This is a genomic window from Paradesertivirga mongoliensis (genome assembly GCF_024436395.1).
Taxonomy (GTDB): Bacteria; Bacteroidota; Bacteroidia; order Sphingobacteriales; family Sphingobacteriaceae; genus Paradesertivirga; species Paradesertivirga mongoliensis.
Genome location: NZ_JAFMZO010000003.1, coordinates 590,022 through 615,537 on the forward strand (window position 1 = coordinate 590,022; position 25,516 = coordinate 615,537).

The 25,516-nt window shown below is 41.5% G+C and carries 25 protein-coding genes and 5 tRNA genes; 7 read left to right on the forward strand and 23 right to left on the reverse strand.

What is annotated here, in order from left to right; genetic code table 11:
* Window position 1: 1 nt before the first annotated feature.
* The 17 genes from rplA to J3P43_RS13880 all read right to left on the reverse strand — a co-directional run bounded on the left by rplA (window position 2) and on the right by J3P43_RS13880 (window position 11,281).
* A complete protein-coding gene (gene rplA, locus J3P43_RS13800; RefSeq protein WP_255903378.1) occupies window positions 2-700 on the reverse strand; it encodes a 50S ribosomal protein L1 in 699 nt (232 codons plus the stop codon).
* Between the two features lie 17 nt (window positions 701-717).
* A complete protein-coding gene (rplK, locus tag J3P43_RS13805) occupies window positions 718-1,158 on the reverse strand; it encodes a 50S ribosomal protein L11 (protein ID WP_255903380.1) in 441 nt (146 codons plus the stop codon).
* Between the two features lie 135 nt (window positions 1,159-1,293).
* Window positions 1,294-1,836 (reverse strand): transcription termination/antitermination protein NusG, encoded by a 543-nt coding sequence (gene nusG, locus J3P43_RS13810; protein WP_255903382.1) that lies wholly within the window; start codon window positions 1,834-1,836, stop codon window positions 1,294-1,296.
* Between the two features lie 4 nt (window positions 1,837-1,840).
* Window positions 1,841-2,041, reverse strand: a complete 201-nt coding sequence (gene secE, locus J3P43_RS13815) for a preprotein translocase subunit SecE (protein WP_255903385.1) — start codon at window positions 2,039-2,041, stop codon at window positions 1,841-1,843.
* Between the two features lie 13 nt (window positions 2,042-2,054).
* Window positions 2,055-2,125 (reverse strand) — tRNA-Trp (locus tag J3P43_RS13820).
* A 109-nt stretch (window positions 2,126-2,234) separates the two neighbouring features.
* The gene (gene tuf / locus J3P43_RS13825; RefSeq protein WP_255903387.1) at window positions 2,235-3,422 is read right to left on the reverse strand and encodes an elongation factor Tu; all 1,188 of its coding nucleotides are present in this window, start codon (window positions 3,420-3,422) and stop codon (window positions 2,235-2,237) included.
* 54 nt (window positions 3,423-3,476) lie between these two features.
* Window positions 3,477-3,548, reverse strand: a tRNA-Thr gene (locus J3P43_RS13830).
* Window positions 3,549-3,633: 85 nt separating this feature from the next.
* Window positions 3,634-3,706 (reverse strand) — tRNA-Gly (locus tag J3P43_RS13835).
* 159 nt (window positions 3,707-3,865) lie between these two features.
* A tRNA-Tyr gene (locus J3P43_RS13840) sits at window positions 3,866-3,946 on the reverse strand.
* 78 nt (window positions 3,947-4,024) lie between these two features.
* A tRNA-Thr gene (locus J3P43_RS13845) sits at window positions 4,025-4,097 on the reverse strand.
* Between the two features lie 188 nt (window positions 4,098-4,285).
* A complete protein-coding gene (hpf, locus tag J3P43_RS13850) occupies window positions 4,286-4,630 on the reverse strand; it encodes a ribosome hibernation-promoting factor, HPF/YfiA family (protein WP_255903390.1) in 345 nt (114 codons plus the stop codon).
* Between the two features lie 14 nt (window positions 4,631-4,644).
* On the reverse strand, window positions 4,645-5,526 hold the full coding sequence (locus tag J3P43_RS13855) for a phage lytic cycle repressor MrpR family protein (protein ID WP_255903392.1): 882 nt from the start codon (window positions 5,524-5,526) through the stop codon (window positions 4,645-4,647).
* 71 nt (window positions 5,527-5,597) lie between these two features.
* On the reverse strand, window positions 5,598-5,792 hold the full coding sequence (gene rpsU / locus J3P43_RS13860) for a 30S ribosomal protein S21 (RefSeq protein ID WP_255903394.1): 195 nt from the start codon (window positions 5,790-5,792) through the stop codon (window positions 5,598-5,600).
* A gap of 149 nt (window positions 5,793-5,941) precedes the next feature.
* Window positions 5,942-8,521 carry a zinc-dependent metalloprotease gene (locus tag J3P43_RS13865; RefSeq protein ID WP_255903396.1) on the reverse strand — a complete coding sequence of 860 codons (2,580 nt, stop codon included), beginning with the start codon at window positions 8,519-8,521 and terminating at the stop codon, window positions 5,942-5,944.
* A 177-nt stretch (window positions 8,522-8,698) separates the two neighbouring features.
* A complete protein-coding gene (locus tag J3P43_RS13870) occupies window positions 8,699-9,865 on the reverse strand; it encodes an acyl-CoA dehydrogenase (RefSeq protein WP_255903398.1) in 1,167 nt (388 codons plus the stop codon).
* Window positions 9,866-9,924: 59 nt separating this feature from the next.
* On the reverse strand, window positions 9,925-10,833 hold the full coding sequence (locus J3P43_RS13875) for a ComEA family DNA-binding protein (RefSeq protein WP_255903400.1): 909 nt from the start codon (window positions 10,831-10,833) through the stop codon (window positions 9,925-9,927).
* A gap of 94 nt (window positions 10,834-10,927) precedes the next feature.
* Window positions 10,928-11,281 carry a hypothetical protein gene (locus J3P43_RS13880; RefSeq protein WP_255903403.1) on the reverse strand — a complete coding sequence of 118 codons (354 nt, stop codon included), beginning with the start codon at window positions 11,279-11,281 and terminating at the stop codon, window positions 10,928-10,930.
* 169 nt (window positions 11,282-11,450) lie between these two features.
* Between J3P43_RS13880 and J3P43_RS13885 the strand changes: the two genes are divergently transcribed.
* Window positions 11,451-11,792, forward strand: coding sequence for a single-stranded DNA-binding protein (locus tag J3P43_RS13885; RefSeq protein ID WP_255903405.1), 342 nt, complete (start codon window positions 11,451-11,453; stop codon window positions 11,790-11,792).
* A gap of 51 nt (window positions 11,793-11,843) precedes the next feature.
* Here J3P43_RS13885 and J3P43_RS13890 read toward each other — a convergent pair whose 3' ends face one another.
* From J3P43_RS13890 to J3P43_RS13910, 5 genes are all read right to left on the reverse strand, one after another.
* Window positions 11,844-12,338 (reverse strand): hypothetical protein, encoded by a 495-nt coding sequence (locus tag J3P43_RS13890; RefSeq protein WP_255903407.1) that lies wholly within the window; start codon window positions 12,336-12,338, stop codon window positions 11,844-11,846.
* Between the two features lie 9 nt (window positions 12,339-12,347).
* Window positions 12,348-13,049, reverse strand: coding sequence for an SDR family NAD(P)-dependent oxidoreductase (locus J3P43_RS13895; protein WP_255903409.1), 702 nt, complete (start codon window positions 13,047-13,049; stop codon window positions 12,348-12,350).
* Window positions 13,050-13,198: 149 nt separating this feature from the next.
* Window positions 13,199-14,119, reverse strand: coding sequence for a lysylphosphatidylglycerol synthase transmembrane domain-containing protein (locus J3P43_RS13900; protein WP_255903411.1), 921 nt, complete (start codon window positions 14,117-14,119; stop codon window positions 13,199-13,201).
* Window positions 14,120-14,387: 268 nt separating this feature from the next.
* On the reverse strand, window positions 14,388-16,955 hold the full coding sequence (locus J3P43_RS13905; RefSeq protein WP_255903413.1) for a PAS domain S-box protein: 2,568 nt from the start codon (window positions 16,953-16,955) through the stop codon (window positions 14,388-14,390).
* A 155-nt stretch (window positions 16,956-17,110) separates the two neighbouring features.
* On the reverse strand, window positions 17,111-19,135 hold the full coding sequence (locus tag J3P43_RS13910) for a TonB-dependent receptor (protein WP_255903415.1): 2,025 nt from the start codon (window positions 19,133-19,135) through the stop codon (window positions 17,111-17,113).
* Window positions 19,136-19,258: 123 nt separating this feature from the next.
* On the opposite strand from J3P43_RS13910, the gene J3P43_RS13915 reads away from it, so the two are divergent.
* Window positions 19,259-20,005: an SRPBCC family protein gene (locus tag J3P43_RS13915; protein ID WP_255903417.1), complete on the forward strand. Its 747-nt coding sequence runs from the start codon at window positions 19,259-19,261 to the stop codon at window positions 20,003-20,005.
* Between the two features lie 54 nt (window positions 20,006-20,059).
* Here J3P43_RS13915 and J3P43_RS13920 read toward each other — a convergent pair whose 3' ends face one another.
* Entirely contained in the window at window positions 20,060-20,689 is a 630-nt protein-coding gene (locus J3P43_RS13920; protein WP_369414799.1) for a type 1 glutamine amidotransferase domain-containing protein, read from the reverse strand.
* A gap of 55 nt (window positions 20,690-20,744) precedes the next feature.
* Between J3P43_RS13920 and purN the strand changes: the two genes are divergently transcribed.
* The 5 genes from purN (at window position 20,745) to J3P43_RS13945 (ending at window position 25,515) form a co-directional block, all read left to right on the forward strand.
* Complete coding sequence (purN, locus tag J3P43_RS13925) at window positions 20,745-21,326, forward strand: phosphoribosylglycinamide formyltransferase (protein ID WP_255904039.1); 582 nt, start codon at window positions 20,745-20,747, stop codon at window positions 21,324-21,326.
* Window positions 21,327-21,416: 90 nt separating this feature from the next.
* Window positions 21,417-22,943 (forward strand): bifunctional phosphoribosylaminoimidazolecarboxamide formyltransferase/IMP cyclohydrolase, encoded by a 1,527-nt coding sequence (gene purH / locus J3P43_RS13930; protein WP_255903419.1) that lies wholly within the window; start codon window positions 21,417-21,419, stop codon window positions 22,941-22,943.
* A gap of 133 nt (window positions 22,944-23,076) precedes the next feature.
* Window positions 23,077-24,099, forward strand: a complete 1,023-nt coding sequence (locus J3P43_RS13935; RefSeq protein WP_255903421.1) for a rod shape-determining protein — start codon at window positions 23,077-23,079, stop codon at window positions 24,097-24,099.
* 65 nt (window positions 24,100-24,164) lie between these two features.
* Window positions 24,165-25,007, forward strand: coding sequence for a rod shape-determining protein MreC (gene mreC / locus J3P43_RS13940; protein ID WP_255903423.1), 843 nt, complete (start codon window positions 24,165-24,167; stop codon window positions 25,005-25,007).
* Window positions 25,000-25,515, forward strand: a complete 516-nt coding sequence (locus J3P43_RS13945) for a rod shape-determining protein MreD (RefSeq protein WP_255903425.1) — start codon at window positions 25,000-25,002, stop codon at window positions 25,513-25,515. Before mreC ends, J3P43_RS13945 begins: the two co-directional genes overlap by 8 nt.
* The last annotated feature ends 1 nt before the right edge of the window (window position 25,516 follow it).

The window sequence follows — 25,516 nt, forward strand, 5'->3', positions numbered from 1 at the left end:
ATTAGATCCCCACTACTGATTTAGTTTCAACTTCGATTCCCGGAGACATAGTAGAAGAGATATGAATACTCTTGAAATATGTTCCTTTAGACGACGAAGGCTTTAATTTTGAAAGCGTTTGAAGAATTTCAACTGCATTCTCATAAATCTTGTCGGCCGGGAAAGATACTTTTCCTATTGAAGTATGAATGATACCGGTCTTATCAACCTTGAAGTCAATCTTACCACCTTTTACATCTGTTACTGCTTTACCAACTTCGGTAGTTACAGTACCTGATTTAGGGTTTGGCATAAGGTTACGAGGACCTAAAATACGTCCCAGTCTACCTACTTTTGCCATAACGCTAGGCATGGTGATAATGATATCAACATCTGTCCATCCACCTTCAATTTTGGCGATATACTCATCCAGACCCACGTAATCTGCTCCGGCTGCTTTAGCTTCTTCTTCCTTATCAGGAGTTACTAATGCTAAAACGCGGACAGTTTTACCTGTTCCATGAGGTAATGTTGCTATACCACGTACCATTTGATTTGCTTTACGCGGATCTACGCCCAAACGAACGTCGATATCTACAGAAGCATCAAATTTTGTAGTGGTAATATCTTTTACAAGAGCAGATGCATCCTGTAAACTATATGCTTTACCTACCTCAATTTTGGATAGTGCCTTTTTTTGATTTTTTGTTAATCTAGCCACTTTCTTAATTTGATTAATTAATTCCAGGGAGCGTTACCACTAACGGTAATTCCCATACTGCGCGCTGTACCAGCAACCATTCTCATGGCAGACTCTACAGTAAATGCGTTTAAGTCGGTCATTTTATCTTTAGCAATGGTTTCTACCTGTTCCCAGGAAACCTGCGCAACCTTTTTACGGTTAGGCTCTGCTGATCCACTCTTGATACCAGTAACTTCCATTAACTGGATAGCAACCGGTGGAGTTTTAATGATAAAATCGAACGACTTATCAGCGTAAACTGTAATTACAACTGGCAATACTTTGCCTGGCTTGTCTTGGGTACGTGCATTGAATTGCTTACAAAACTCCATGATGTTTACACCCTTAGCACCCAACGCAGGTCCTACTGGTGGAGACGGGTTTGCTGCCCCTCCCTTAATCTGTAATTTAATAAGCGCACTAACTTGTTTTGCCATTTTTGTTGATTATTTGATACTCAATGTTAGTTAGTTGGAAGCTATGTAACAATTAAGATTTTATAGTTAGATTTGATTTGAGACACTAGATTTGATATACGCTCTCATATCTCAGCACTCATACCTCGAATCTTTTTACTCTTTCTCTACTTGCATGTAATTCAACTCCAATGGAGTACGGCGCCCGAAGATTTTCACCATTACTTTCAGCTTTTTCTTTTCTTCGTTCACTTCTTCAATTACACCTGTGAATCCATTAAACGGACCATCCATTACTTTAACGTTCTCGCCAACGTAATATGGCACATTCATGACTTCTCCCTGCTGAGCCATTTCATCTACTTTTCCAAGTATCCGATTTACCTCTGCCGGGCGTAATGGAACCGCATTTCCCTGCTTATCACCAAGAAATCCGATTACACTGTTAATATTTTTGATAACGTGCTCAAGCTCGCCATCAAGATTAGCTTCAATCAGTACGTAACCCGGATAAAAGTTTCTTTCCTTAGCGATCTTTTTACCGTCACGCATCTGGTAATACTTTTCCATAGGAATTAGAACCTGTGGCAACAAATGAGAAATACCAAGACGATTTATCTCCGCCTCGATATATTGCTTTACTTTCTTCTCTTTGCCGCTAACAGCCCTTACTACATACCATTTCAGTTGGTCACTCATTGTGTTAAGCATTAGTCACTGAATGATAATATGATTCTATAATAGTGCGTATCCCATTATCCATTGCAAAAATCATTACTGCAATAATCAATGATGCTACAAGTACGATAACTGCAGAGTTCTGCAATTCAGACCATGTAGGCCACGAGACCTTAGTGGTCATCTCATCGTACGACTCTTTTAAAAATTCTACTACTTTAGCCATTGTGAAGCTTTAGCACGGGAACAAGGATTCGAACCCTGATCAAAGGTTTTGGAGACCTCTATTCTACCATTGAACTATTCCCGTATGAGCCTAAATCCCTAAAGGGACTTAAGTACAAAGTACTCAGGCGTTCAGACCCGAGTACTTTGCGTTTATTTTAAACAGCATCCAATTCCCTTTCGGAATTTGGAATTTATGCTAAGATTTCAGTTACCTGACCAGCACCTACAGTTCTACCACCTTCGCGGATAGCGAAACGTAAACCTTTTTCCATCGCGATAGCGTTGATAAGTTTTACAGTGATAGTAACGTTATCACCCGGCATAACCATTTCTACTCCTTCAGCAAGAGTGATCTCGCCTGTAACGTCTGTTGTACGGAAGTAGAACTGAGGACGGTATTTGTTGAAGAATGGAGTATGACGACCACCTTCAGCTTTTGACAATACGTAAACCTCTGCTTTGAAATCCGTGTGAGGAGTTACTGAACCTGGTTTGCAGATAACCATACCACGACGGATATCAGTTTTCTCAATACCACGTAACAATAAACCAACGTTATCACCTGCTTCACCTCTGTCAAGGATCTTACGGAACATCTCTACCCCAGTAACAGTTGATTTCAAGTTCTCAGCACCCATACCAAGGATCTCAACAGGCTCGCCTGAATTGATTACACCACGCTCGATACGGCCAGTTGCTACTGTACCACGACCAGTGATTGAGAAAACGTCCTCAACTGGCATCAAGAACGGAAGATCAGTAAGACGTGGAGGAATTGGGATGTAGTTATCTACAGCTTCCATTAATTCCATGATTTTACCAACCCAGTTTGCATCTCCGTTCAAACCACCAAGAGCAGAACCTTGAATTACAGGGATATCATCACCTGGATATTCGTAGAATGATAATAGTTCACGAACTTCCATTTCAACAAGCTCTAACAACTCTGGATCGTCTACCATATCCACTTTGTTCATAAATACAACAAGTGCTGGTACACCAACCTGACGAGCTAGAAGAATGTGCTCACGAGTTTGAGGCATAGGACCATCAGTTGCAGCAACTACGATAATCGCGCCATCCATCTGAGCAGCTCCAGTAACCATGTTCTTTACATAATCCGCGTGACCTGGACAGTCTACGTGTGCGTAGTGACGGTTAGCTGTAGAATACTCTACGTGTGCTGTATTGATTGTGATACCTCTTTCTTTTTCTTCAGGAGCTGAGTCAATTGAATCGAAAGAACGAGCTTCAGATAAACCTGCATCAGCCAATACTTTTGTAATAGCGGCAGTTAACGTTGTTTTACCGTGGTCAACGTGACCGATAGTACCGATGTTTAAGTGCGGCTTACTGCGGTCAAATTTTTCTTTTGCCATTGTTTTATACTTATTTAGTAGGTTAAATTTTTATGTTATATTAATACCTTCAAGAGCCAATGATGGGACTTGAACCCATGACCTCTTCCTTACCAAGGAAGTGCTCTACCGCTGAGCTACATCGGCTAATTTCTATTTGCTTTTCATTTACCAGTTCTCACAAAATGAAAAAACTGCAAACGGCAAATGCCGACTGCTTAACTTTTTACTGAGCGGAAGACGAGGTTCGAACTCGCGACCTATAGCTTGGAAGGCTATCGCTCTACCAACTGAGCTACTTCCGCTTTTTTGAACCAGCCGAGGTCCAAATTTAGAATATAGATTTGAAACACCTTTCAGGCCTCAATGTCTACATCCGTGTGTTATAATGATTGAGGACTGAATAATAGCGATAGAATATCAACATTCAATCCTTCGGTATTTCTTCCTTCAATCTGTTCCAGTGGGGGGAGAAGGATTCGAACCTTCGTAGCCGAAGCAACGGATTTACAGTCCGTCCCATTTGACCGCTCTGGTATCCCCCCAGCCGATTTACGATTTTGGGATTTCAGATTTACGATTGCAAAATCAAAAACCAAAAATCTTAATTCGTAAATCTAATGAGCCTCCTATCGGGATCGAACCAATGACCTACTGATTACAAGTCAGTTGCTCTACCAGCTGAGCTAAGGAGGCATGTATTAAAACACTTAAAAAAAACGTATGTTAAAGAACAAAACTCTCAGTGATTAATTCTTAAAAAAGGACCTCTCTGAAAGGGACTGCAAATCTACACAAATTAAAGGCTCAGCAAAATTTTTTTAAAAAAAAATCCGGCAGTGTTTTCAGGCCGGATTTTCATGGTTTTCTTAAATATTTTTTAATCAGGCACTTGCCGTATTTAAAACAAAATCAGTTTTATAATTACTTAAACGAACATTGAGTTTAGACTTGTACCTATCTATCTGACGACGAAGCGATTCGGTCGCCAGATCCGCAGCTTCTTCGAACGATTTACATTGTTGTTTAGAAAAAAGCATATTTCCCGGAAGATTTAGTTTTATCTCGAGGATTTTGTTTAATTCATCCTCCGTCTTCTCTAATCGAAGATAAACTTCCGCACTTATTATCTGATCGAAGAACTGATCTAACTTATCAGCTTTTTTTTGAATGAAGGCCAACAGCTTTCTATCGGCATTGAAATGGATAGACTGAACACTAATTTTCATTTTTCCTCCTTGTTTTAAGCCTTTGGATGGGCTTGTTTATAAATTGTTTTTAATCGCTCGACAGAATTATGTGTATACACTTGCGTGGCTGCGAGGCTTGCATGTCCGAGTAGTTCCTTAATAGCATTTAGATCTGCCCCCTTGTTTAGAAGGCTGGTAGCAAACGAGTGCCGCAACACATGCGGACTTTTTTTCTGATGAGTACTAATGTTAGACAGATATTTATTAACTATACGGTAAATAAGCTTAGGATAAGCAGGCTTACCTTCGTTTGTTACGATTAATGCTGACGAAAGGTTCTCGAATTTCCCGGCTGATTTCGCTTCGGCATATTCATCGAGCAGCTTCATCAGGGTAACGTTGACAGGAATTATTCGCTGTTTGCTGCGCTTGCCTGTTACCCGGATAGTTTGCTCGTAAGTATTAACATCCGAAGCACGTAACGTAATAAGTTCGGCCAGGCGGATACCGGTACCAAATAACATCTCAACTACAACCCTGTCGCGCAACCCGGTGAAGTCGCTATCGAAACCATCTGTTTTATCCAGCAGATCATTCAATTTTTTATCATCAACAAACACCGGAAGCTTTTTTGATATTTTGGGAGCCTTAATCTGCAGCGTTGGATTTAGTTCTACCAGGCACTCGCGCTCAAGGAATTTGTAAAAAGTTCTTAAGGAAGATAACCTGCGATGCACGGAACGGGGCTCGGCGTTAGCATCCATCATATCAACCATCCAGCTTCGTATGTCGTAATGACTTGCGGTCGCAAAATCAGATTCGCTTTTGGAAAGAAATTTATCGAATTGATATAGGTCTTGTATATAAGCGCTTACGGTATGCGCTGAGAAACGTTTTTCGTATTGAAGGTAGTTGGTAAAACGTTCTATAAACATCAAAACCTATTTGTGTACTGCAAAAGCAATATACAAATAGGTTTTTGATTTAGAAAATATATTGAGAAAAACTAGATACCAGCTTCCTGGTTCAAGCCTTGCTTATAAATCGCCTTTTTAACTTGTGTACGACGGGTAATAGATTTTTTTTCAAATGCCTGACGACTGCGAAGCTCTCTTAAAACTCCTGTTTTCTCGAATTTCTTTTTAAAGCGCTTTAATGCTTTATCTAATGATTCTCCGTCTTTTACGTTTATTATGATCATAATCTTTGATACCTCCTCTCGTTTAAGGATTGCAAATTTACGGCAAAAATCTGAATATCAAAGATGAATCGGGAAGTTTTTTTCACTAAATACTTAAACGTAAAAAGGCTACCCTATTTTAGGATAGCCTTTGATCCAGCAAAGCTGCTTTACTTTACTACTAAAGCCTGATTTATCAAATACACGAGATTATTTCTATGTGCCTTTGTTTCTTCGTTGCCGGCCACAGCACCCGACATCTTCGTTTTCAATTTCTTTAACGTGTATCTCGACGCCGCTTTCGAGACATCATCTGTAGGAGATTTAACATCCGCCAACTGCGAAAGCTGTTTTACAAAAGCAGTTTGCAAGTACTGTCGGTAAGTATTCACATTCCCCCTTAGATCCGCGTCGAAGATTCCTTTAGAAAGATCGTTCATCACATCGGCAAGGCTATACTGATTGCCATACATCCTGCTATCCGTGATACGTTGAGTAGTGGTGGGATGAAGAATATGGGCCAGCGCCGAAGTCCCTAAGTTATTATACATGCTACTGAGTTTGGGATCTTCCGTTCCCGAAAAGAAGTTAAAGCCCCTGCGCTGGCTTTGCAAATAAGGCAACAGGTAATTATCGGCTTTAAAAGCATCGGGTGCGAATACCTTATTAGTAAGCACCTGCATGGCGCGCTTCTGAGTAGCGAGAGGAACCGGGGTGAACGGTTTATTCGGACTGTTCTGACCTACAAAGCTTCTGTCGACATAGACGCCACCCACGTATCTGCTCACAACGTTAATCATCGATGAACGCTGACCAAGTAAAGAGTTGTACCGCGCACGCAACTCGGCGTAACCTCTTCCCTCTTTGCTGTATTTATCTTTCAGGTTAGGAATGATATTATTCACGAGTGTCAGCCGCTCAACGGCGTAACCTATCGCATCACTACTCATATCATTTACATTAACACGTGGATCTATAGCTTTACCAGGCGAGCGCATATCGTCGGCATCGTTACCGAAAGCAAGATCTGGTTCTGTACTGCGGCTCAAAAGCTTTTTACGGAACATATCTTCTTCGGCGGCGGAAACAGGCGTATAACCGAATTGTATTGCCCAGATATCATAAGGCCCCGGCCTGGTAGTATAGTAATCGCCTTGTTTTCTGCGATCAACACTAATATTAATTGCCGGATAATCCATTACACTTCCGGTAAGACCTTTTTTTCGGGTTATAGCAGTATTATGCACTTCCGAAAGTTTTAACATCTGGCTTGACTTCATATTATGATTCAAGCCCAGCGTATGGCCCATTTCATGCAATATCAAATAATACAGAAATTGCTTATGCATTTCTTTGATGTCTGCATCTGTTGCCTGGCTTGCCTGAAGCGCCGTAAGCCCTGCTGAATATTGTGCCTTTAGCTCGTGGGCCATGGTGCAGGTGATTTCCTGGTGCTTCATACCGGGAAAAACAAGCGGCTGCGGTGCAGGACTGCGGTATAATTCATCCATAATAGGTGTGGCGCTTCCACTATACCATTCTACAGTAATATCAGAGCCTAGTATCTGGCCAGTTCTGGGATTTACAAAACTCGGACCGATTGCTCCATACTGCGGATGAGCGGAAGAAACCCAACGAATTACATTGTAGCGGATATCACTTGGGTCCCAGTCTACCGTATCAGGCATAATCTTCATTACCACGGCATTTTTGAAGCCTGCTTTTTCAAATGCTTCGTTCCACTTTTCGCCGGCTTCTTTTACGGTTTGCCGAAACTCTACCGGTGTTGTATTTTCAATCCACCAAACAATTGGCTCAACCGGCTCACTTAAGGCCGCATTGGGATCCTTTTTTACCAGATGCCAGCGGTTTATCATGTCCCGGTAGTTTACCGGATCAATACTTGTGAGATTATTTATTTCCTGGGTAAAATATCCAATTCTGGGATCGTCCAGGCGAGGCTGAAAATTATTTTGGGGCACTTCAATAAAGCTATGTTGCATCCGTACACGAATGTATCTTGCGTCTGTTATGTCGTTACCTCCGCCATTGTAAGGTGCAGGGTTATCGTAGGCAAGATCTACCTGTACATCGATGTTGTCGGGGAATGATTTTACTTTATGATATTTTGATTTTGCAGAATTAAAAGACCCCAGATTAAAGAAAGCAGTTGGCGGCGCACCAATCGGAGCAAGAGGCTTTACAGGATCGAGCTTATCGCTAATGAACAGTGCATCAGCGTTTACGAGGTAGCCTACCGAGTCTTCTACTGTATATTTTTCAGAGAGAACTACGGCTTCAGGCACATCAACTCCTGCTGTTTTACTTACAGCATTAGCCTTATCATAGTAAAAATTGGTATTTACTTCTTGGAACTCCAGTTTATCAAAGGCCTTTACTATTTTAAATACACTGGTTGCCCGGTGCATACTTTGGTTTAGATAGAGGCTGGTGGGACCGCTGATCGAAAAACTTTGATAAACGAACTCCTTACCAAGTTGGTTTTTTTTAACGTATAACTGAACGGAGCCCGTAATAGTGTCTTGATAGATAGTAAACAGGCCCTTTAGCTTTTTACTCGATTTGACCTTTTCAGCGAGAGTAGGTTTCTTTTCCTTCGGAGGTTCAGGCGATGTTGGCTTTGCAGCAATATTTGCGTTTTTCTTCCCTTTGTTCTTTTTTTGAGCATTTGCGTCAACACCCGCGAGAGTTCCGATAAGGAGCAGCCCTGCTAATAAAAGTTTTTGCATATAGATTTTTCTTACCTAAAAATAACGGATTTTTTTTTGAATATACTACGGTTGGGACAAATATTTAATTCTTAGGATAGCAGGCAACGCTACCCTGGTGGAATACATATAAAGGTTTGAGCTTTGCAGAAACGGCTCATTAAATGCCATCTGGGAAAATTGGTTTAAAAGACAGTTTCAGTCCTTCAATACTTCCCGGGATATCACAATTTTCTGAATCTCGGAGGTGCCTTCTCCAATGGTACAGAGTTTAGCATCTCTATAATATTTTTCGACCGGAAAATCTTTGGTGTATCCATATCCACCAAAAATCTGGACTGCATCATTAGCTACCCTTACCGCCACTTCGGATGCGTAATATTTCGCCATGGCCGAATTCTTTGTAACGGCTTCTCCTCTGTTTTTTAGATCTGCGGCTTTCATGATTAAAAGTTCTGCGGCCTCTATATCGGTAGCCATGTCAGCAAGCTTGAAAGCTATTCCCTGAAACTTAGAAATAGGCTGCCCGAATTGATGACGTTCCTTCGAATATTTTACAGCTGCTTCAAAGGCACCCTTGGCAATACCTAAAGCAAGCGCCGCAATAGAAATCCGGCCTCCGTCGAGCACCTTCATCGCCTGCTTAAACCCCTCGCCTTCAGCCCCCAATAAGTTGTCTTTATGCACCCTGCAATTATCGAAAACCAATTCGGTAGTTTCCGAGGCACGCATTCCCAATTTATTTTCCTTTTTACCATGAACAAAACCCGCAGTGCCCTTCTCTACCACAATAGCCGAAACACCGGCTGCACTGTTACGCTCTCCGGTCCTCGCCATTACTACCGCTACGTCGCCAGATTTACCATGAGTTATCCAGTTCTTGGAGCCGTTAATAACATAGTAATCACCGTCTTTAACTGCAGTAGTGTTCATATTCAGCGAATCCGAACCTGTGTTGGCTTCAGTAAGCGCCCAGGCTCCAATCCATTCGGCCGTAGCTAAATTTGGGAGCCATCTTTGCTTCTGCTCATCGTTCGCAAAGGATAGGATGTGTCCCGTACATAGCGAATTATGGGCTGCCAGCGACAAACCTATCGAACCACAAACCTTGGCTATTTCTACAATAACATTCACATATTCGAAATAACCAAATCCGGAGCCGCCATATTCTTCTGGAACCAGAACGCCCATCAATCCAAGTTCTCCCAATTTTTTAAATGTATCTACTGGAAAAGTCTGGGCTTCGTCCCATTCCATAACATGGGGTCTTATGTTCTTTTCAGCAAAGTCGCGAACCATTTGCGTAACCATTTGCTGGTTTTCTGAAAAAGAGAAGTCGTAGCCGGGAGAAGTATTGCTGCTCATAAATTTTCAACAGGTTATGTAATTATAACATATTTGGACCAGAAAGGTTACACGAGTATCTAGTTTGTAGCAAACGACAGGTAAGGTGCTATTTTATTCAGAACAGTTTCATTAAGAATGGCAATTGGCCTTAAACCGTCCAGGTCTTTATAATTGCCATGCTGCTTTCTGTATTGAATAATTGCATTCATCTGCTTATAAGTAAGGTATGGATGTTTCCTGAGATCATCAAAAGTAGCGGTATTTATGGAGATCTGCTTTACGGCCTCCGGACGGACCACTACCCGGTTTACCAGTTTTTGATAAACCAGTGAGTCTATACCATAAACCTCTCTCAACTGTTCTTTCCTGCAAAATCCACCAAGGCGGTTCCTGTATTTGATGATCCGGATTGCGAAGGCCGGCCCAATTCCGTTGAGGCTTTCTAACTGCGCAGAATCGGCAGAGTTTAGGTCGACCGGCATCGCGAACTTCATATCCGGCTTTTTATATGCAGCTTCCTTATATGCATCTTTCTTTTCAGGGATGGTAATAAACGGTTCAAGCCGTTCGTAGTCGCTGGCTCTGATTGAATAGATCTTTCTGAGATCCTCTTTTTTATAAAACCTGCCGCCTTTGGATTCGAAGTTTTTGATCACCTTAATTTGTTTTGCAGTTAAACCGAGGCGCTGCCAGTCGGAAACAGATAAGTTGTTGGGATTGAAACTGAACAGTTCTCCCGACAGCTCTCTGTTTTCAACTTCATCACGAAGGAACGGCCTGAATTTGCGGGTTTCTTTTTTTTGGGCCGATGCCATGAAAGCGTTGATTTCTTTTTCGAAGGCAACATGATCATATACTTGAGGCGGTACAAAAAACGAATAAATAACCGGTGCAAGAGCCACTAAAACCAGAAGAACTGCGAAGACCAGCAGCCCGTTTAATTCCTTTTTCGAGAAGGAGAAAGCATCTTTAACGTTCTTATTCATAGGCGATTTAGGTCTGATAAAAATAATTGTTTTTATCAAAAATCATAAATGCGAGAATATTTAATGGCAGACATTTGCGATATACGTGTAAGCACTAATTCTCTTCCCGTTTTACAAGTAAGAAGTCTTCGCTTTCAAGCTTAAGGTATCCGTACTCATAGCAAAAATGATAAACGTTTCCCTTTTGCGTCTGATAGGTGTGAGTAAAGTAAGAAAAACTGAAACCCCTGTTTAATAGTTTTTCACGACTTACTTTAGTCTTTCCATCCGGATTTAACTTCCGCAGAATGTCTCTGTTCTTGCGGAGAATAGTATTCACTTCTTTGACAAAATCGCTTTTTTCTGTTTTGAGACGATTGTTATAATTACTTCTGCATTGGTCATCGCAGAATTTTTTGTCTGCTCGACCTTTAAGAAGTTCCGAACAATCAAGGCAGAACCGATCCATAATTCCAGGTTTAGATACTCGAATATAACACTTATCCGTGTATAACCGGATATACACGGATATAAATGTTTATCCTCCGGTTAATTTTCAGGGCTCTTTCCACCTTTGTATCGTCGGTGATGAAGGAATATCACTGTTCGTTAATCAGGTAATCAAATAAAATTAAAACATGAGTAATTTAAGAAACAGCGTTCGTTTAGTAGGTCATTTAGGAAACGAGCCGGAAGTAAAGAAAACCGCGAACAATAAAACGCTCGCTAGAGTATCCATCGCTACAAATTCTTCTTATAAAAATGAGAAAGGAGAAAAGATTGAAGAAACGCAATGGCACAATCTGATAATGTGGGATAACAACGCTAAGCTGGCCGAAAAGTATTTACGTAAGGGTAGCGAGATCAGTATTGAGGGAAGGTTAAGCTCTCGAAGCTACACAGACAACTCGGGCGTAAAGAAATATATTACCGAAATTATAGTGAACGAAATCTTGCTTTTAGATAAGAAAAAAGATTGAGATCCAAATACCTTATCTCTGAGGGTGGCTTGATTTATTAAGCCGCCTTTTTTACTTTTTGATCTTTACATTTTTGAAATCCTCGCGCGTATAAACTCCGGGCATAGCATGGTCGCCTTCTTCAAACTCGACTTTTATGGCTTTGATTCCTGGCAATTCTGTGAGAGAAAAAGTGACTTCAGCCAAATAGGCCTCGGCTCCAGCGCTGCCCATCTCCTGGGTTAGTTTGCTGGCATCGGCGATTCTTAAATTGACGGTATCGGTCTTCGAGCTTATTAGATCAAGCTTTATTCCTTCATATTTGGCATTGATGACACGAAGCATATCGTCTACGTCAGCTTTACCTATATTCTCCTTGCTCCGCACTAAGTTTAAATCCTGAGTTTCCTGATCGTATTCTACTGCATAAGGCGGAGCATTTATTGGTGCAGGGGCATCTTCCACAACAGTATCCGCCACATCCTGATCTGTTACCTTATTTTCGGATTCGTTGCTACACGATACAACCAGAACATAAGCCAATAGCACATAAACGATTCTTCTCATGATAATCTATTAAGGGGTGGTAACCGCAACCGGAAGCACTTTACCATTAAAAAACTTATGACCAGTTAGCGAAAAGTCTGCAATATATTTACCCATTTCAAAGGCCATTACCGGCGATTGATAACCTGGAAAAGCCTTTTCCAGCATCTCAGTTTGGGCAGAACCTAAAGCTAAACAATTGAAATGAATTTTCCGCTCTTTATATTCCACAGCCAGGCATTCTGTAAGAGTGTGCAATGCAGCTTTGCTGGCGGAATAGGCGGCCAATCCGGGAAACTTCGCGCTTCCTGCCACTCCGCCCATGCTTCCGATATTCACAACATGTGCATTTTCGTTCAAAATGGGCAAAAGGTGATGGATCATTTTCACATGCCCAAGCAGATTGCTTTGCAACATCTCTACAAAATCAAGCTGTGTGGTGTCTTCAAAAGATTTATTAATAAGCTGCCCGGCATTGTTGATTAGAATATCGACCGCTCCGATCCTGTCCTGGATAAAACTTACCAGAGAAGTATAGTCATCGTGCACAATATCAAACTTGGCCGGGTACAATTTACACTCCGGATTCAGTGATAAAGCAATTTGGTAAAGTCGCTTCAAATTATCTTCAGAGCGTGCAAGTGCTACCACCTCATGTTCTGAATTTAAAATCAGTTCCAGGACGGCTTCAAACCCAACCCCGCTGCTAGCTCCTGTAATTACAATTTTCATTATATAATCTATTTAGATGAACGTAGTGTATATCTCCTTCGCTTCCTCAGGTTTTTATCCCAAGTGTTGCAAAGTTCGAAGTTTTAAGGAGATTCCAGTCCTTTGAATTGGCATTTCTCTACAGATGCAATAAGACAACCTTTGAAATTTTAATCAGCTGATTCTGGTATAGTTTTGTCTGCCTGCATCTCGAAGTCCTCTGCCTCTTCTTCGGTTGGGAGTGGCTCAAACTCCCGCGAACGATATACAAACCAAAGGCCCGAAAACGCAACCAGAGTGGATAAGATAGAGAAAGTGAACGTAACGAACACCGCCAGATTTTGGTTCATATCAAAAACTTCCGAGATATGCACCATGACATATTCACGCGTTCCGAAACCAAAGGCGCCAATAGGAATGATTGCAGCAATAGAAGAAACCAGAAAGCTAAACAGATATGGCGAAAATTTTCCTGTAAAATTCTGAGAGAGCAAAATACACATAACGCTTACCAGTTGAAGAGACTGCACAACAATGGCTTTTGCGTGGGCTTTGATAAAATTAGTATTATACTCTTTAAAGAAGATTTGTAATAAAATGTAATAGATAGTAGTGCCCATGGTTAAACCGGCCACAATAACATACCAGGCAATATCAATTCTTGGAATCATCAAAATTAAGGTTGCGAACAAAAATCCAATCGCCCAAAGCCCGCTTACTCGATCCAGAAGTATTGCAAAAATTATCCTGCGCGTTCGTTTCTGGAAGTGCCTTCGAAGCAAATAGATCTTGTAGCCATCACCACCAATGCCCCCATATATATTATAAAACAAGCCCAGAAGATACAGTTTGAAATTGAAATCAAACGAGACATCAATCCCTATCGATTTTAAAAAACTGAGCAATCGCCATGATGAAACCACCTGTGAGAAGAAGTAAGCCAAAAGCGCCAGGAAGATATAAAACAGGTCGCTGGTAAGGTACAGCTTCTTAATATCGTTAAAGTCGATTTTTTGAAATACAACATAAATAAGAGCGATTGTGAGGACAATCTTTAACGGGGTTTTAACGGCTTTCCAGATTTTTTTCATTTCGTAGAAAACTTCTCCTTCCGGATAAGTCTCGATGTGTTAATGTGTGCGTCGGGTTTCTGAATACAACACAATTTATACATGAGTGTTCTTTTTTGAACGATTGATTCATTGCGTACCAAAGCTCACACAGAGTTTACCCGCGGACAAATGTAAGAAATAATGCTTTCAGAAATTCCTTAAGAAGTTCAGTTGTGTCTTTGCAAAAAAAGGATTGAGCTCTTTATTTCAAAACACTGACAACCGATTGAGAACGAAGTCTGATGCATTAATTCGTCAAAATAATTTTGAATATGCAACCCTTTTCCGGCTCGCTTTGAACCGATATACTTCCGCCTAAAGATTCGACTTGTGCCTTCGTCATGTGTAATCCAAGGCCTTTACCCTCACTTTGCGTAGTAAAACGTTTATATAAGCCGAAAATCTGTTGTCCGTATTGTTCCATATCAATCCCCATACCATTATCAGAAACTTCAATATAGGTATGCTGTGTGTCTTTCCAGGCTTTAACCACGATTTTGGGAGGTCTTTCTGCCGATTTATACTTAATCGAGTTTGATATTAAGTTGTGAATAATGCTTTGAATATAGCTTTTGATACTTGTAATCTGCTCTGCGTCTTTATCAATTTGGATGATGACTTCGGCATTTGACTGGATTATTTGCTGTTCGAGGTTATAACAAACCCCGTTTACAATGTCAGTCAATTGAAATACTTCCCGCTTTTCGTTCAAAGGAGACCTGGCAGTTAACACATCATTCAAATCTTTGATTAAGGTATCGATTGACTGGGCTGACTGCATAATGTAATCAAAAATTTGCCGCACGTCCTCGGGAGGAGTATTGGGGTTAAGAATATACGACATACCGAGAATATTCGCAATCGGAGACCGAAGATTATGGGATACAATGTAATTGAATTGCATCAACTCATTATACCTGTTATTGATCTCACGAATCAGACGTTCGCGTTCCTGCTCGTTTTGTTTCTTTTCGGTGATATTTTGTGCAAGGAGAATAATAGAAGTTACTTTTCCCAAATCACTTTTCACCGGTCCGATACTTACGTCGTACCATTCGACAAAACTAGACTCTCCCTGCCCCTGCATCTGAAAATTATCGACAATGCCCAAAGCAAAAACTCGGTCAATAATCTCCTTTAATTGATCCCGGTATGCCGGGAGAACGAAATCGAATGCCAATGATCCAATAACATCTTCTCTCTTTCTGTCGCCAATATTATTAATGTAGGTGATTTTATATTCCGAACATAGTTCAATAATATAGATCGGCGAACTCTCGGCGATTGCCCTGAAATGTTCCTCACTATGCGCCAAAGCATCCTGCGATTCCTTCATCTCGGTAATATCCTGAACCATCCCGAACAGATATTGGTTGGCATTTGAATCGGGTCGCTTACTTGATGACTGCTCTTTTATATATTTTATTTTTCCGGTACTGGTAATCAGACGATACTCAATAGAATAAGAGGAGTTATTTAATTTCGATTGCTCGATGGTGCTTTTAAACTGCTCTTTGTCGTCGGGATGGATATAATTCAAATAAGCAGATAATGACGGAGAAACCGCGTTTTTATCTTCCTCTAAAATTTCAAACACTCCGTCGCTCCACTCATGCTTGCGGTTATTGGGGTACCACACCCAATATCCCACCTTTGCCAATTTATGACTGAAAGATAAAAGATGTTCACGCCGCAACAATTCATTTTGAATAATTTTCAGGGCGGTAATATCAACGCCATAACCAACCTTATATTTTTGGTTATCAGGTCCTTTAAGCGGCTTTAAGGTTCGCACAAAGAAACGCTTCTTGCCAGATTCGTCAGAAAGTTCTTCTATCCACTCGATGGGCTTTTTCAGTTCATCAACCAGATTGTACATTTCAGTTCGAGATTCGGCAATCTCAATGCTCTTTCCTCTGGCTTTACAGTAATCAAAATCGTCTTTACCTATTAACCACTCCCTTAATTTGTCATCCTTTACTGCCGACTTACTAACCAGTATGTAACGATTTTTGTCGTCAAACACAGCTATATCTATGTTGACATTGTCAATTATACTTTCATAGAAGGCGTTCGCTGTCTTAAGTTTCTGCTTTGTGTTTATTGTTGAGGTAATATCTCTTATGATGCACAGCACCTCGACATTGTCGCTTTTTATAAATCGTGCCTCAAAATGGGTTTGCCGGTTATCCGAACCACTGAGGTGATATTCATAACTAATTGCTTTTCCATGCTTCAGGACATCGGAAATATGCATCAGAAAGTCTGATGAGATTTCTGCGGGAAACATTTCCTTAACATTACGCCGAGTGTTGAAATCATGAGAAACACCCAGCTCATCATCCCCCTTATACGAAACACACTCGCCGTTTATGTTCACTCTTAACAGTACGTCTGGTATCTTATCCAGAAGAGATCTTAAGCGTTTCTCAGCCGAACTACTTCCCCTAACCCGGGCCTCCAGCGCAGCGGTTACCTGTCTGTACTCCTTCTTTTCAGAAATGTCAGTAATATACCCCTCCGTATACAACCATTCTCCGCCATCGCTGTAAACGTCATTAGCAATCTCCCTAACCCACTTGATTTCCCCCTGTTTGCTGATGATCCGATATTCGCAACTGAGCTCGGTGTTATTGCCAGAATTTGCCTGAAAATATTCCAGTACCCAATCTTTATCTTCCGGATGAACCAAATCTGCGTGACTTTTATAGGCATTATCTACCAGCTCTTTCGGGTAATATCCGGTTAGATCATAACAACCATTGCTTACGTATAAAAAGGTACGAAGGGGATCAAACCTGCAGTGGTATATCATACCAGGCAAGTTCCTCAGAAGATTTTGTGATAAGGAAGGGTTTATTGTAGGTTGCTCCATTCGGGCACTCATCTGTCACTGACTTAATAAAAATTAAATATAGATTAATTTTCAAAAAAAATGAATTCGAAATACCAATACATCGCTTTTATACGTTAAAAATGAGCGCTAAAGCCAGCGTAGTAATTTCTTGGTGCGGACGGATTGTAATATCTCGCGGCAAACGCGTTCAAATCATTCCCTAAACTATACTTCGCATTTAATAAGTTATCAACCCCTGCAAAGGTTTTTATGCCATATTTCCCCAAGCGGCTTTTCCAGGTTAGTTTCGCCTGCATTAAATGATATTTTTCTGCAAAATGTGAATTAGCATCGTTCAGTGGGATGGAAGATACATAACTATGCTGAGCATACAGACTCGTGGAAAACGGAAGATGTAAATCGGCAGAGCTTACCATATTATGCCCTGGCACCCCAGTAAGTTTTCTCCCCGAAAAGTCCGAACTACCGGTGATATAATCAGAAAAACAAAACCTGCTATAGGTGTAAGACCCATTTATCTTCAACCCTCTTACTAAACCTACATTTCTGGCGACAATTATCCAGCCATTGAACTGGGCCTCCAGCCCGTCTTGGCGAGTGCCTCCAGCGTTCACAAAGTATTCTGCATCATCCGCATTAACCCTTCTTACCAGAGCATTTGTCAAATTGAAATGGAAAAGTGAAGCATCGAAGTATATTCTGTTATTGAGAAACGACATTCGCACACCGCTTTCGTAATTCCATCCGTACTCTGGTTCGAGATCTGTATTAATCAATAAGTTTGAAGGTCTCAACTCTTCGATAGTTGGGGGCGAATATCCCCGGCTTACGGAAGCGCGAAGGGAAACATTGCCGTCGAACATATAAGACAGCGCGGCACGTGGCATTAGCTGAGTTTTAAAATTTCGTCGCTGAGGCGCCGAATGCTTTGGATAGACATCTTTGAAATCGTAGCCGTAAAAATTGAGACTAAAAGCAGTTTCCAGAGTTAACGACTTTGTCAGTTGTCCCGAGAAACGGGTAAAAATAAAGCTCTGCCTGGCCGAGATGTCTGCAAAGCTCTTACTCGCCTGTGGCTGCCCCTGAACATTGTCATAATTTCTTATCTCAGATTTTGTTTGTTGCGACTCGAGGCCATATTGCATCTTCCATTTATCAGAGGACAATTCGATAAAAGTTCTTATTCCTAAACTTTTCTCTTTCCTGCTTTCGTAATTTGTGATAAATGGATTCGTAAAGTCTGTAAGCGATCCTGTAAGCGCAACCACATGCCTCAATCCGGGCAGGATCTGTTTGCTATGAGAAAGCCCCGATAAAAAAGTTTCATTATACACAGAAGCCCTTTGTTCCTCAGCACCGGGGCGTGCCTGCCTGGGATTTTGGTCCAGGAGTGCTGCCGTTAACGCACCGGGCGTTTGATAGTACAAGTCCGAATACAATAGCAAAGCTTTAAGTTCGGCCGACTTAGAATAGCTCCAACCCGAACTCAGCAAGAGGCCTTTCCGGTTCATGCTGCTATTGCGACGATACCCATCGGATTTCTGAATAGACTGATTTAAGCCAATTTGAAAATCTTTTTTCCTGAACTGTGCGGTCGCATTTTGGTGTAATAAACCATACGAACCGCCGGTTATCCCTGCCGAAAGCGCTGCGCTGTCTTTACTCAGTTTTCTGGAATCAATCAGAACTACGCCGCCAGAGTTGGCACCGAAAACACTTCCTTCAGGCCCCTTTAGAACTTCGATCCGTTCTACGCTGGCTGCATCTAATAAATTAAGGTAGGAGTTTCCTCCTGCATCGGTTAAAAGAAAATCATCTAAATAAATTTTGAGATTTCGAATCCCGAAAGGTGAACGAAGAAGACTGCCGCGAATTGACAAGCGATAACTACCTGGAGACCGCTCTTCCATTCTTACTCCTGGTGCGGTGTTTATTCCGGGCAGTAAACTATGCCCTGGCTGATTTTGTAAGACCGTTTGGCTGATCACACTCACCGAGGCCGGAAGCCTCAACAGGGGCTGCTCAGAAAAATAAGCTTTTACAACAACGTCTTTGAGATCCGCAGTGTCTTGCACTGATTGTCCCTGCGAAGTCAGGAATCCAAAAATCAATAATAATAGTACCTGAACAACTTTCATGATGAAGAAAAAGAGTTGGCAATAATATGAATTAAGGTTCGAATTAGCATCGAAAAGCATGCGGGATATAATAATTCAAACACAAGGGGGGCTGATGCGTTTCTATAAAAAACCAGTTGACCCATGGCTATAATCTATCCTGATATGTATAATCATCCGGAAAAGTATAATACCGGAAATACAGACACTCATTTCAACCTTAAAAATGGTATCGTAAATATAAACCATCCGGAGCGGGTTTTATCGGTAATCGGCGGAGCTCTTTTAATGTACTCGGGATTAAAAACTTCGATTAACGATCCATTAGACGGAATAGCAAAACTTGCAGTTGGCGGCGCTATCTTATTACGTGGCACCAGTGGATTTTGCCCGATTTATAAAGCGATGGGGCTTGATAGCTCGCGGCCCGAAGTGATCAATATTAAGCAACGTTTTACGGTAAATAAATCACGCGAAGAGGTTTATCAGTTCTGGCGGCGGCTGGAGAATCTTCCCCTATTTATGCGGCACATTGAATCGGTAAAAGAAACAGACACTATCCATTCACACTGGAAAGCCAAGTTTTCAAAAAACACTCCGGCTATATCCTGGGACGCAGAAATTGTAAAGGAAATTGAAAACCATTTTATAGGCTGGCATTCTGTCAAAGGTTCTGCACTTGACCATGGCGGGAAAGTAGAATTCAACGACGCGGCGGGAGGAGGAACAGAGCTCGAGGTTGTATTCAGCTACCAATCGCCAATTGGCGGCCTCGGCACTGGGCTGGCTAAACAATTCGGTCCTGCTCTCGAAGAAATCATCCGCGAGGATATCCTGCATTTCAAACATTTTATAGAAACAAAGGAAGTGCCTGAAGAAGTAAGGCTATAAAGTTACAACATGCCAAAAGATTCCGCTTTTGGCATGTTCTTTATGCTATATTAACTACAGTGCGTGTACTGCATCTGCGAACTCTTCGCACATCTTTCGGTTAAAGGCAGGCAGATCATCAGGATTTCTGCTGGTAACCAGGCCACGATCTACAACCACCTCCTCATCTACCCAATTAGCGCCAGCATTTATCAGATCTATTTTTATTGATGGATAAGAAGTTAGTGTGCGCCCCTCGGCTACACCCGCAGTGATTAGCGATTGCGGACCATGGCAGATGGCGGCGACCGGTTTGCCTGCGCTGAAAAACGCTTTAATAAACCGAATCGCATCTTCGCTCATTCTGAGCTGGTCTGGATTGATTACCCCGCCAGGCAAAACCAATCCATCATAATTCCGCGCATCGGCTTCCGATACATGCTTGTCAACCGAAACTTCGACAGACCACTGATGGTCTTTCATTGCCTTTACCTTTTGCCTTTGTGGCGAAATGATCTCCACTTTCGCGCCAGCAGCCTCCAGAGCCTGCTTAGGGCTGGTTAGTTCCACTTCTTCAAAGCCACTTTCTGTTAAGATGGCAATGGTACAATTGCTTAAATTAGCCATAATAATTAATGTTAGATAAACTGAGACTTCATCCTCAACAATAATACCACCGTAATATTTTAAAGATAGTTTTGCCACTATACCATTTATTTTTACCGAAATGATATATTTGGCATCTGGTTAACTTATGCATCTGAAAAAACGTATTGCAATCTTCGCCTCTGGCTCAGGCTCAAACGCTCAAAAAATAATGGAACACTTCAAAAAGCATAACGATGCTGAGGTGGCCATTGTACTTACCAATAATCCTGATGCGTTTGTATTGCAGAGGGCAGATAATTTTGAGATACCGACTCATATTTTTAACCGGCGAGAATTCTATGACACCGACACGGTGGTAAATCTGCTGAAGAATCTGCAGGTCGATATTATAGTATTAGCAGGATTTTTGTGGCTTATTCCAGAAAACCTGTTGAAAGCATTTCCTAATAAGATCATCAATATCCATCCCGCTTTGCTTCCTAAATATGGAGGCAAAGGCATGTATGGAGATAAAGTACACCAGAGTGTTTTAGACAACAATGAGGATGAATCGGGCATAACCATCCATTTTGTGAACGAGCACTTTGATGAAGGAGAAATAATTCACCAGTCGCGTTTCAAAATTGAAAAAGCCGACGATTTAAAAATGATAAAGTTTAAAGGCCAGCAACTGGAACATCTTCATTACCCTAAAGTAGTTGAGCAATTGCTAAACAAGATGAAGAGTATTTGAATGTTGAAAACACATACAAATCCGTCTAGAAAATAATTACGAAATCCTTACAAAAAACCTATCTTTGCGGCTTCAAACAAATCCCCCGCAATGAGTCATCCCGTTAAAATAAAAAACGCCTTAATTTCTGTTTATTATAAAGACAATCTGGAACCCTTAATCAGGCAGTTAGCCGGTTTCGGAGTAACGTTTTATTCTACCGGAGGTACCGAAAAGTTTATTAAAGATTTAGGATATGATGTTGTGAGGGTTGAAGACTTAACAGGATACCCATCTATACTGGGCGGTCGGGTAAAGACTTTACACCCCAAAGTGTTTGGCGGAATTCTTTCAAGAAGAGAGTTGCAGGAAGACGTTGCCCAGGCAGAGCAATATGAAATACCAGAACTTGATCTGGTAATTGTAGACCTCTACCCTTTCGAGGAAACCGTAAAAGCCGGCTTGGCAGAAGAAGAGATAATAGAAAAGATTGACATTGGTGGCATTTCATTGATAAGAGCGGCAGCCAAAAACTTTAACGATGTGGTGATCCTCGCATCAAAAGATGATTATTCGAACCTGCACACCATATTGAGCGAAAACAATGGCAGCACCTTACTTTCGCATCGCCGGGAATTTGCCAAGAAAGCGTTTAATACATCTTCACACTACGATACAGCCATTTTCAATTACTTTAATCAGGATAATTCCATAAACGTCTTTAAACAGAGCGAGCAAATTGCGACACCGCTTCGCTATGGAGAAAACCCACACCAAAAAGGCTTTTTCTATGGAAACCTGGACGAAATGTTCAGCAAACTGCATGGAAAAGAGCTGTCCTACAACAATCTTGTTGATGTTGACGCCGCTGTTGCACTGATTGATGAATTCGAAGAACCAACTTTTGCAATCCTGAAACACACTAATGCTTGCGGAGTTGCGTCAAGGAACAACATCACTGAAGCCTGGGAACTGGCTTTAGCCTGCGACCCCGTTTCTGCTTTTGGTGGTGTAATTATTTGCAACAGAGAGATCGACGAAAAAACAGCATCCGAAATTAACAAGTTATTTTTCGAAGTATTGATTGCACCTTCGTTTAGCGAAGCAGCTCTGAATGTTCTCAGAGAAAAGAAAAACCGGATTCTTTTGCAAAGAAAAGAAGTTCAGCTTCCTGCGAAGCAGTTCAAAACCCTTTTAAACGGCGTAATTGAACAAGACAAAGATTTGTCTATTGAAGGGACAGAACTTATGAAGCCTGTTACCGACAGAAAACCTACCGAGCAAGAACTAAAAGATTTATTTTTCGCCGCTAAGCTTGTCAAACACACCAAATCTAACACTATTGTACTTGCACGGGATGGCCAATTGCTTGCAAGCGGTGTAGGCCAGACATCCCGCGTTGATGCGTTACGCCAGGCTTTAGAAAAGGCAAAGTCTTTTAACTTTGACGTAAAAGGTGCAGTTATGACTTCAGACGCATTTTTTCCTTTTCCGGACTGCGTAGAGATTGCCGCTGATGCGGGCATCTCAGTAATCCTTCAGCCAGGAGGTTCTATTAAAGATCAGCTTTCTATCGATATGGCCAACCAAAAGGGCGTTGGGATGGTAGTTACGGGCGTAAGGCATTTTAAACATTGATCTGAGATAAACTTTTTTTAAAAGTTTGGAACTTATAAAAAGTTTTCACGTACTTCGGGATGCAAGTATTAACAACACTTTTTAAAAAAAGACGTTAACTTAGCTTAATTTTAACATCTAACATTTACACTTAATGGGTTTATTTAACTGGTTTACACAGGAAATTGCTATCGATCTTGGTACTGCAAATACCCTCATCATACACAATGATAAAGTTGTTGTCGACGAACCGTCGATTGTTGCATTTGATCGCACAACCAATAAAGTAATTGCAATTGGTCGCCAGGCCATGCAAATGGAGGGAAAAACTCACGATAATATTCGCACCGTCCGTCCATTAAAAGATGGGGTAATAGCCGACTTCAACGCCGCAGAACATATGATCAGAGGCATGATCAAAATGATCAATAACGGAAAAGGCTGGTTCTTTCCTTCTTTGCGTATGGTTATTTGTATCCCTTCGGGAATTACTGAAGTTGAAAAACGTGCGGTAAGAGATTCGGCAGAAATTGCTGGAGCAAAAGAGGTTTATCTTATTCATGAACCTATGGCTGCTGCTGTTGGTATTGGTATCGATGTGGAAGAACCAATGGGTAATATGATCATCGATATCGGTGGCGGAACTACAGAGATCGCCGTTATCGCATTATCCGGAATTGTTTGCGATCAATCTATCCGTGTTGCCGGTGATAACTTCGACAGCGATATTGTTCAATACATTCGCCGTCAGCATAATATAATGATAGGTGAGCGTACAGCCGAAAAAATTAAGATTGAAGTGGGCGCCGCTTTACCAGAACTGAGCGATCCTCCTGCCGACTTTGCCGTGCAGGGAAGAGACTTGATGACAGGGGTTCCAAAGCAAATCACTGTATCTTATACCGAGATAGCACATTGCCTTGATAAATCAATTTCAAAAATTGAAGAAGCTATCCTGAAGGCATTAGAGATCACACCACCGGAATTATCGGCGGATATTTACCAGACCGGAATTTATTTAACCGGCGGCGGAGCCTTGCTAAGAGGTCTCGATAAACGCGTTGCGGCGAAAACTAAACTACCGGTTCATGTTGCAGAAGATCCACTACGCGCCGTTGTTCGTGGCACCGGTATCTCGTTAAAGAATATAAACAACTTTAAATTCTTAATGCAATAACTTAAGTAAGAGAATAGGAGCGGGATTCCTTTTTCTATTCTCTTATTTATCCAAATATTCAATCTATGCGTAACCTTTTGATTTTTATCAGCAAGTACAACGCATTCTTCTTTTTTGTCTTCTTCTTCGCGATGTCCCTTATCCTGGTCTTCAAAAACAACTCTTTCCAGCGGGCAAGCACTTTAAATTCTTCGAATCTTCTAATTGGTCAGGCTTACGAAAGATACAACACCTTACAAAAATATCTGCGGTTAGCACAGGTAAGCGACAGTCTGGCGGCAGAAAATGCGCGGTTACGCAGTCAGCTTAAAAATTCTTTCTACCAAAACAAGGCAGAGGAAAGAATGGTGAACGATACCACTACTTTGCAACAGTATACCTACCTGGTTGCACAGGTGGTAAACAACTCCATCCATCAGAAAAATAACAGCATTACCATCGACAAAGGCAGATCGCATGGAATCCTGCCGGGAATGGGCGTGATCTGTTCATCAGGGATTGTAGGAATTGTAGATAATGTGTCTACTCATTATGCAACCATTAAATCCTTGCTGCATCAGGATACGCGGATAAGTGCCCGGATTACCGAAACCCAGGCTTTTGGTTCTTTAGTATGGGGACAGGAAGATTACAATCCGCGAATTGCCACGTTGAAGGATATACCAAACCATGTTGATGTGAAAAGAGGGCATCACATCGTCACCTCTGGCTACTCCGCTTTATTTCCTGCCGGCATAGCGATTGGACGAGTGAGAGATACCAGGAAAAAGACCGGAGAGATCTCATCGGACATAAAGGTAATTCTCAGTACCGACTTCTCTACTCTGGCGTATGTGTATGTAGTCAAAAGCAATTTCTCGGCCGAGAAGCAAGCGCTCGAATTAGAAACGGAGGAGGCCGATGATTAGGATTATTACAAGCAACTTTATCCGGTTTGTGTTACTGGTATTCATTCAGGTTTTCCTGCTTAAAAACATCGGCTATTACAATCTGTCAGTTCCTTTCCTATACATACTGTTCATTTTACTACTTCCCTTCGAAACGCCGAACTGGCTGCTATTTCTACTATCATTTCTGATAGGATTAACTGTGGATAGCTTTTACGATACTCTGGGGGTAAACGCGGCGGCATGCACCGTTCTGGCACTAGTCCGGGTGATTTTCATTAACCTTACCGTTCAGCGGCTAAGCTTCGAGATTGAGCCGGAGCCTAAGCTGGGTATAATGGGCTTTCGCTGGTTTTTCTTTTATGCGATTATATTAACTGCCGTCCATCACACTATACTATTCGTAATTGAAGATTTTAGCTTTAATGACTTCAAGTACACACTAATTCGGATAATTTTAAGTTCTCTTTTTACAGTATTTTTGATGTTGGTTGCAGAATTCATCTTCTACCGGCAGAAAGAGCGTTAAT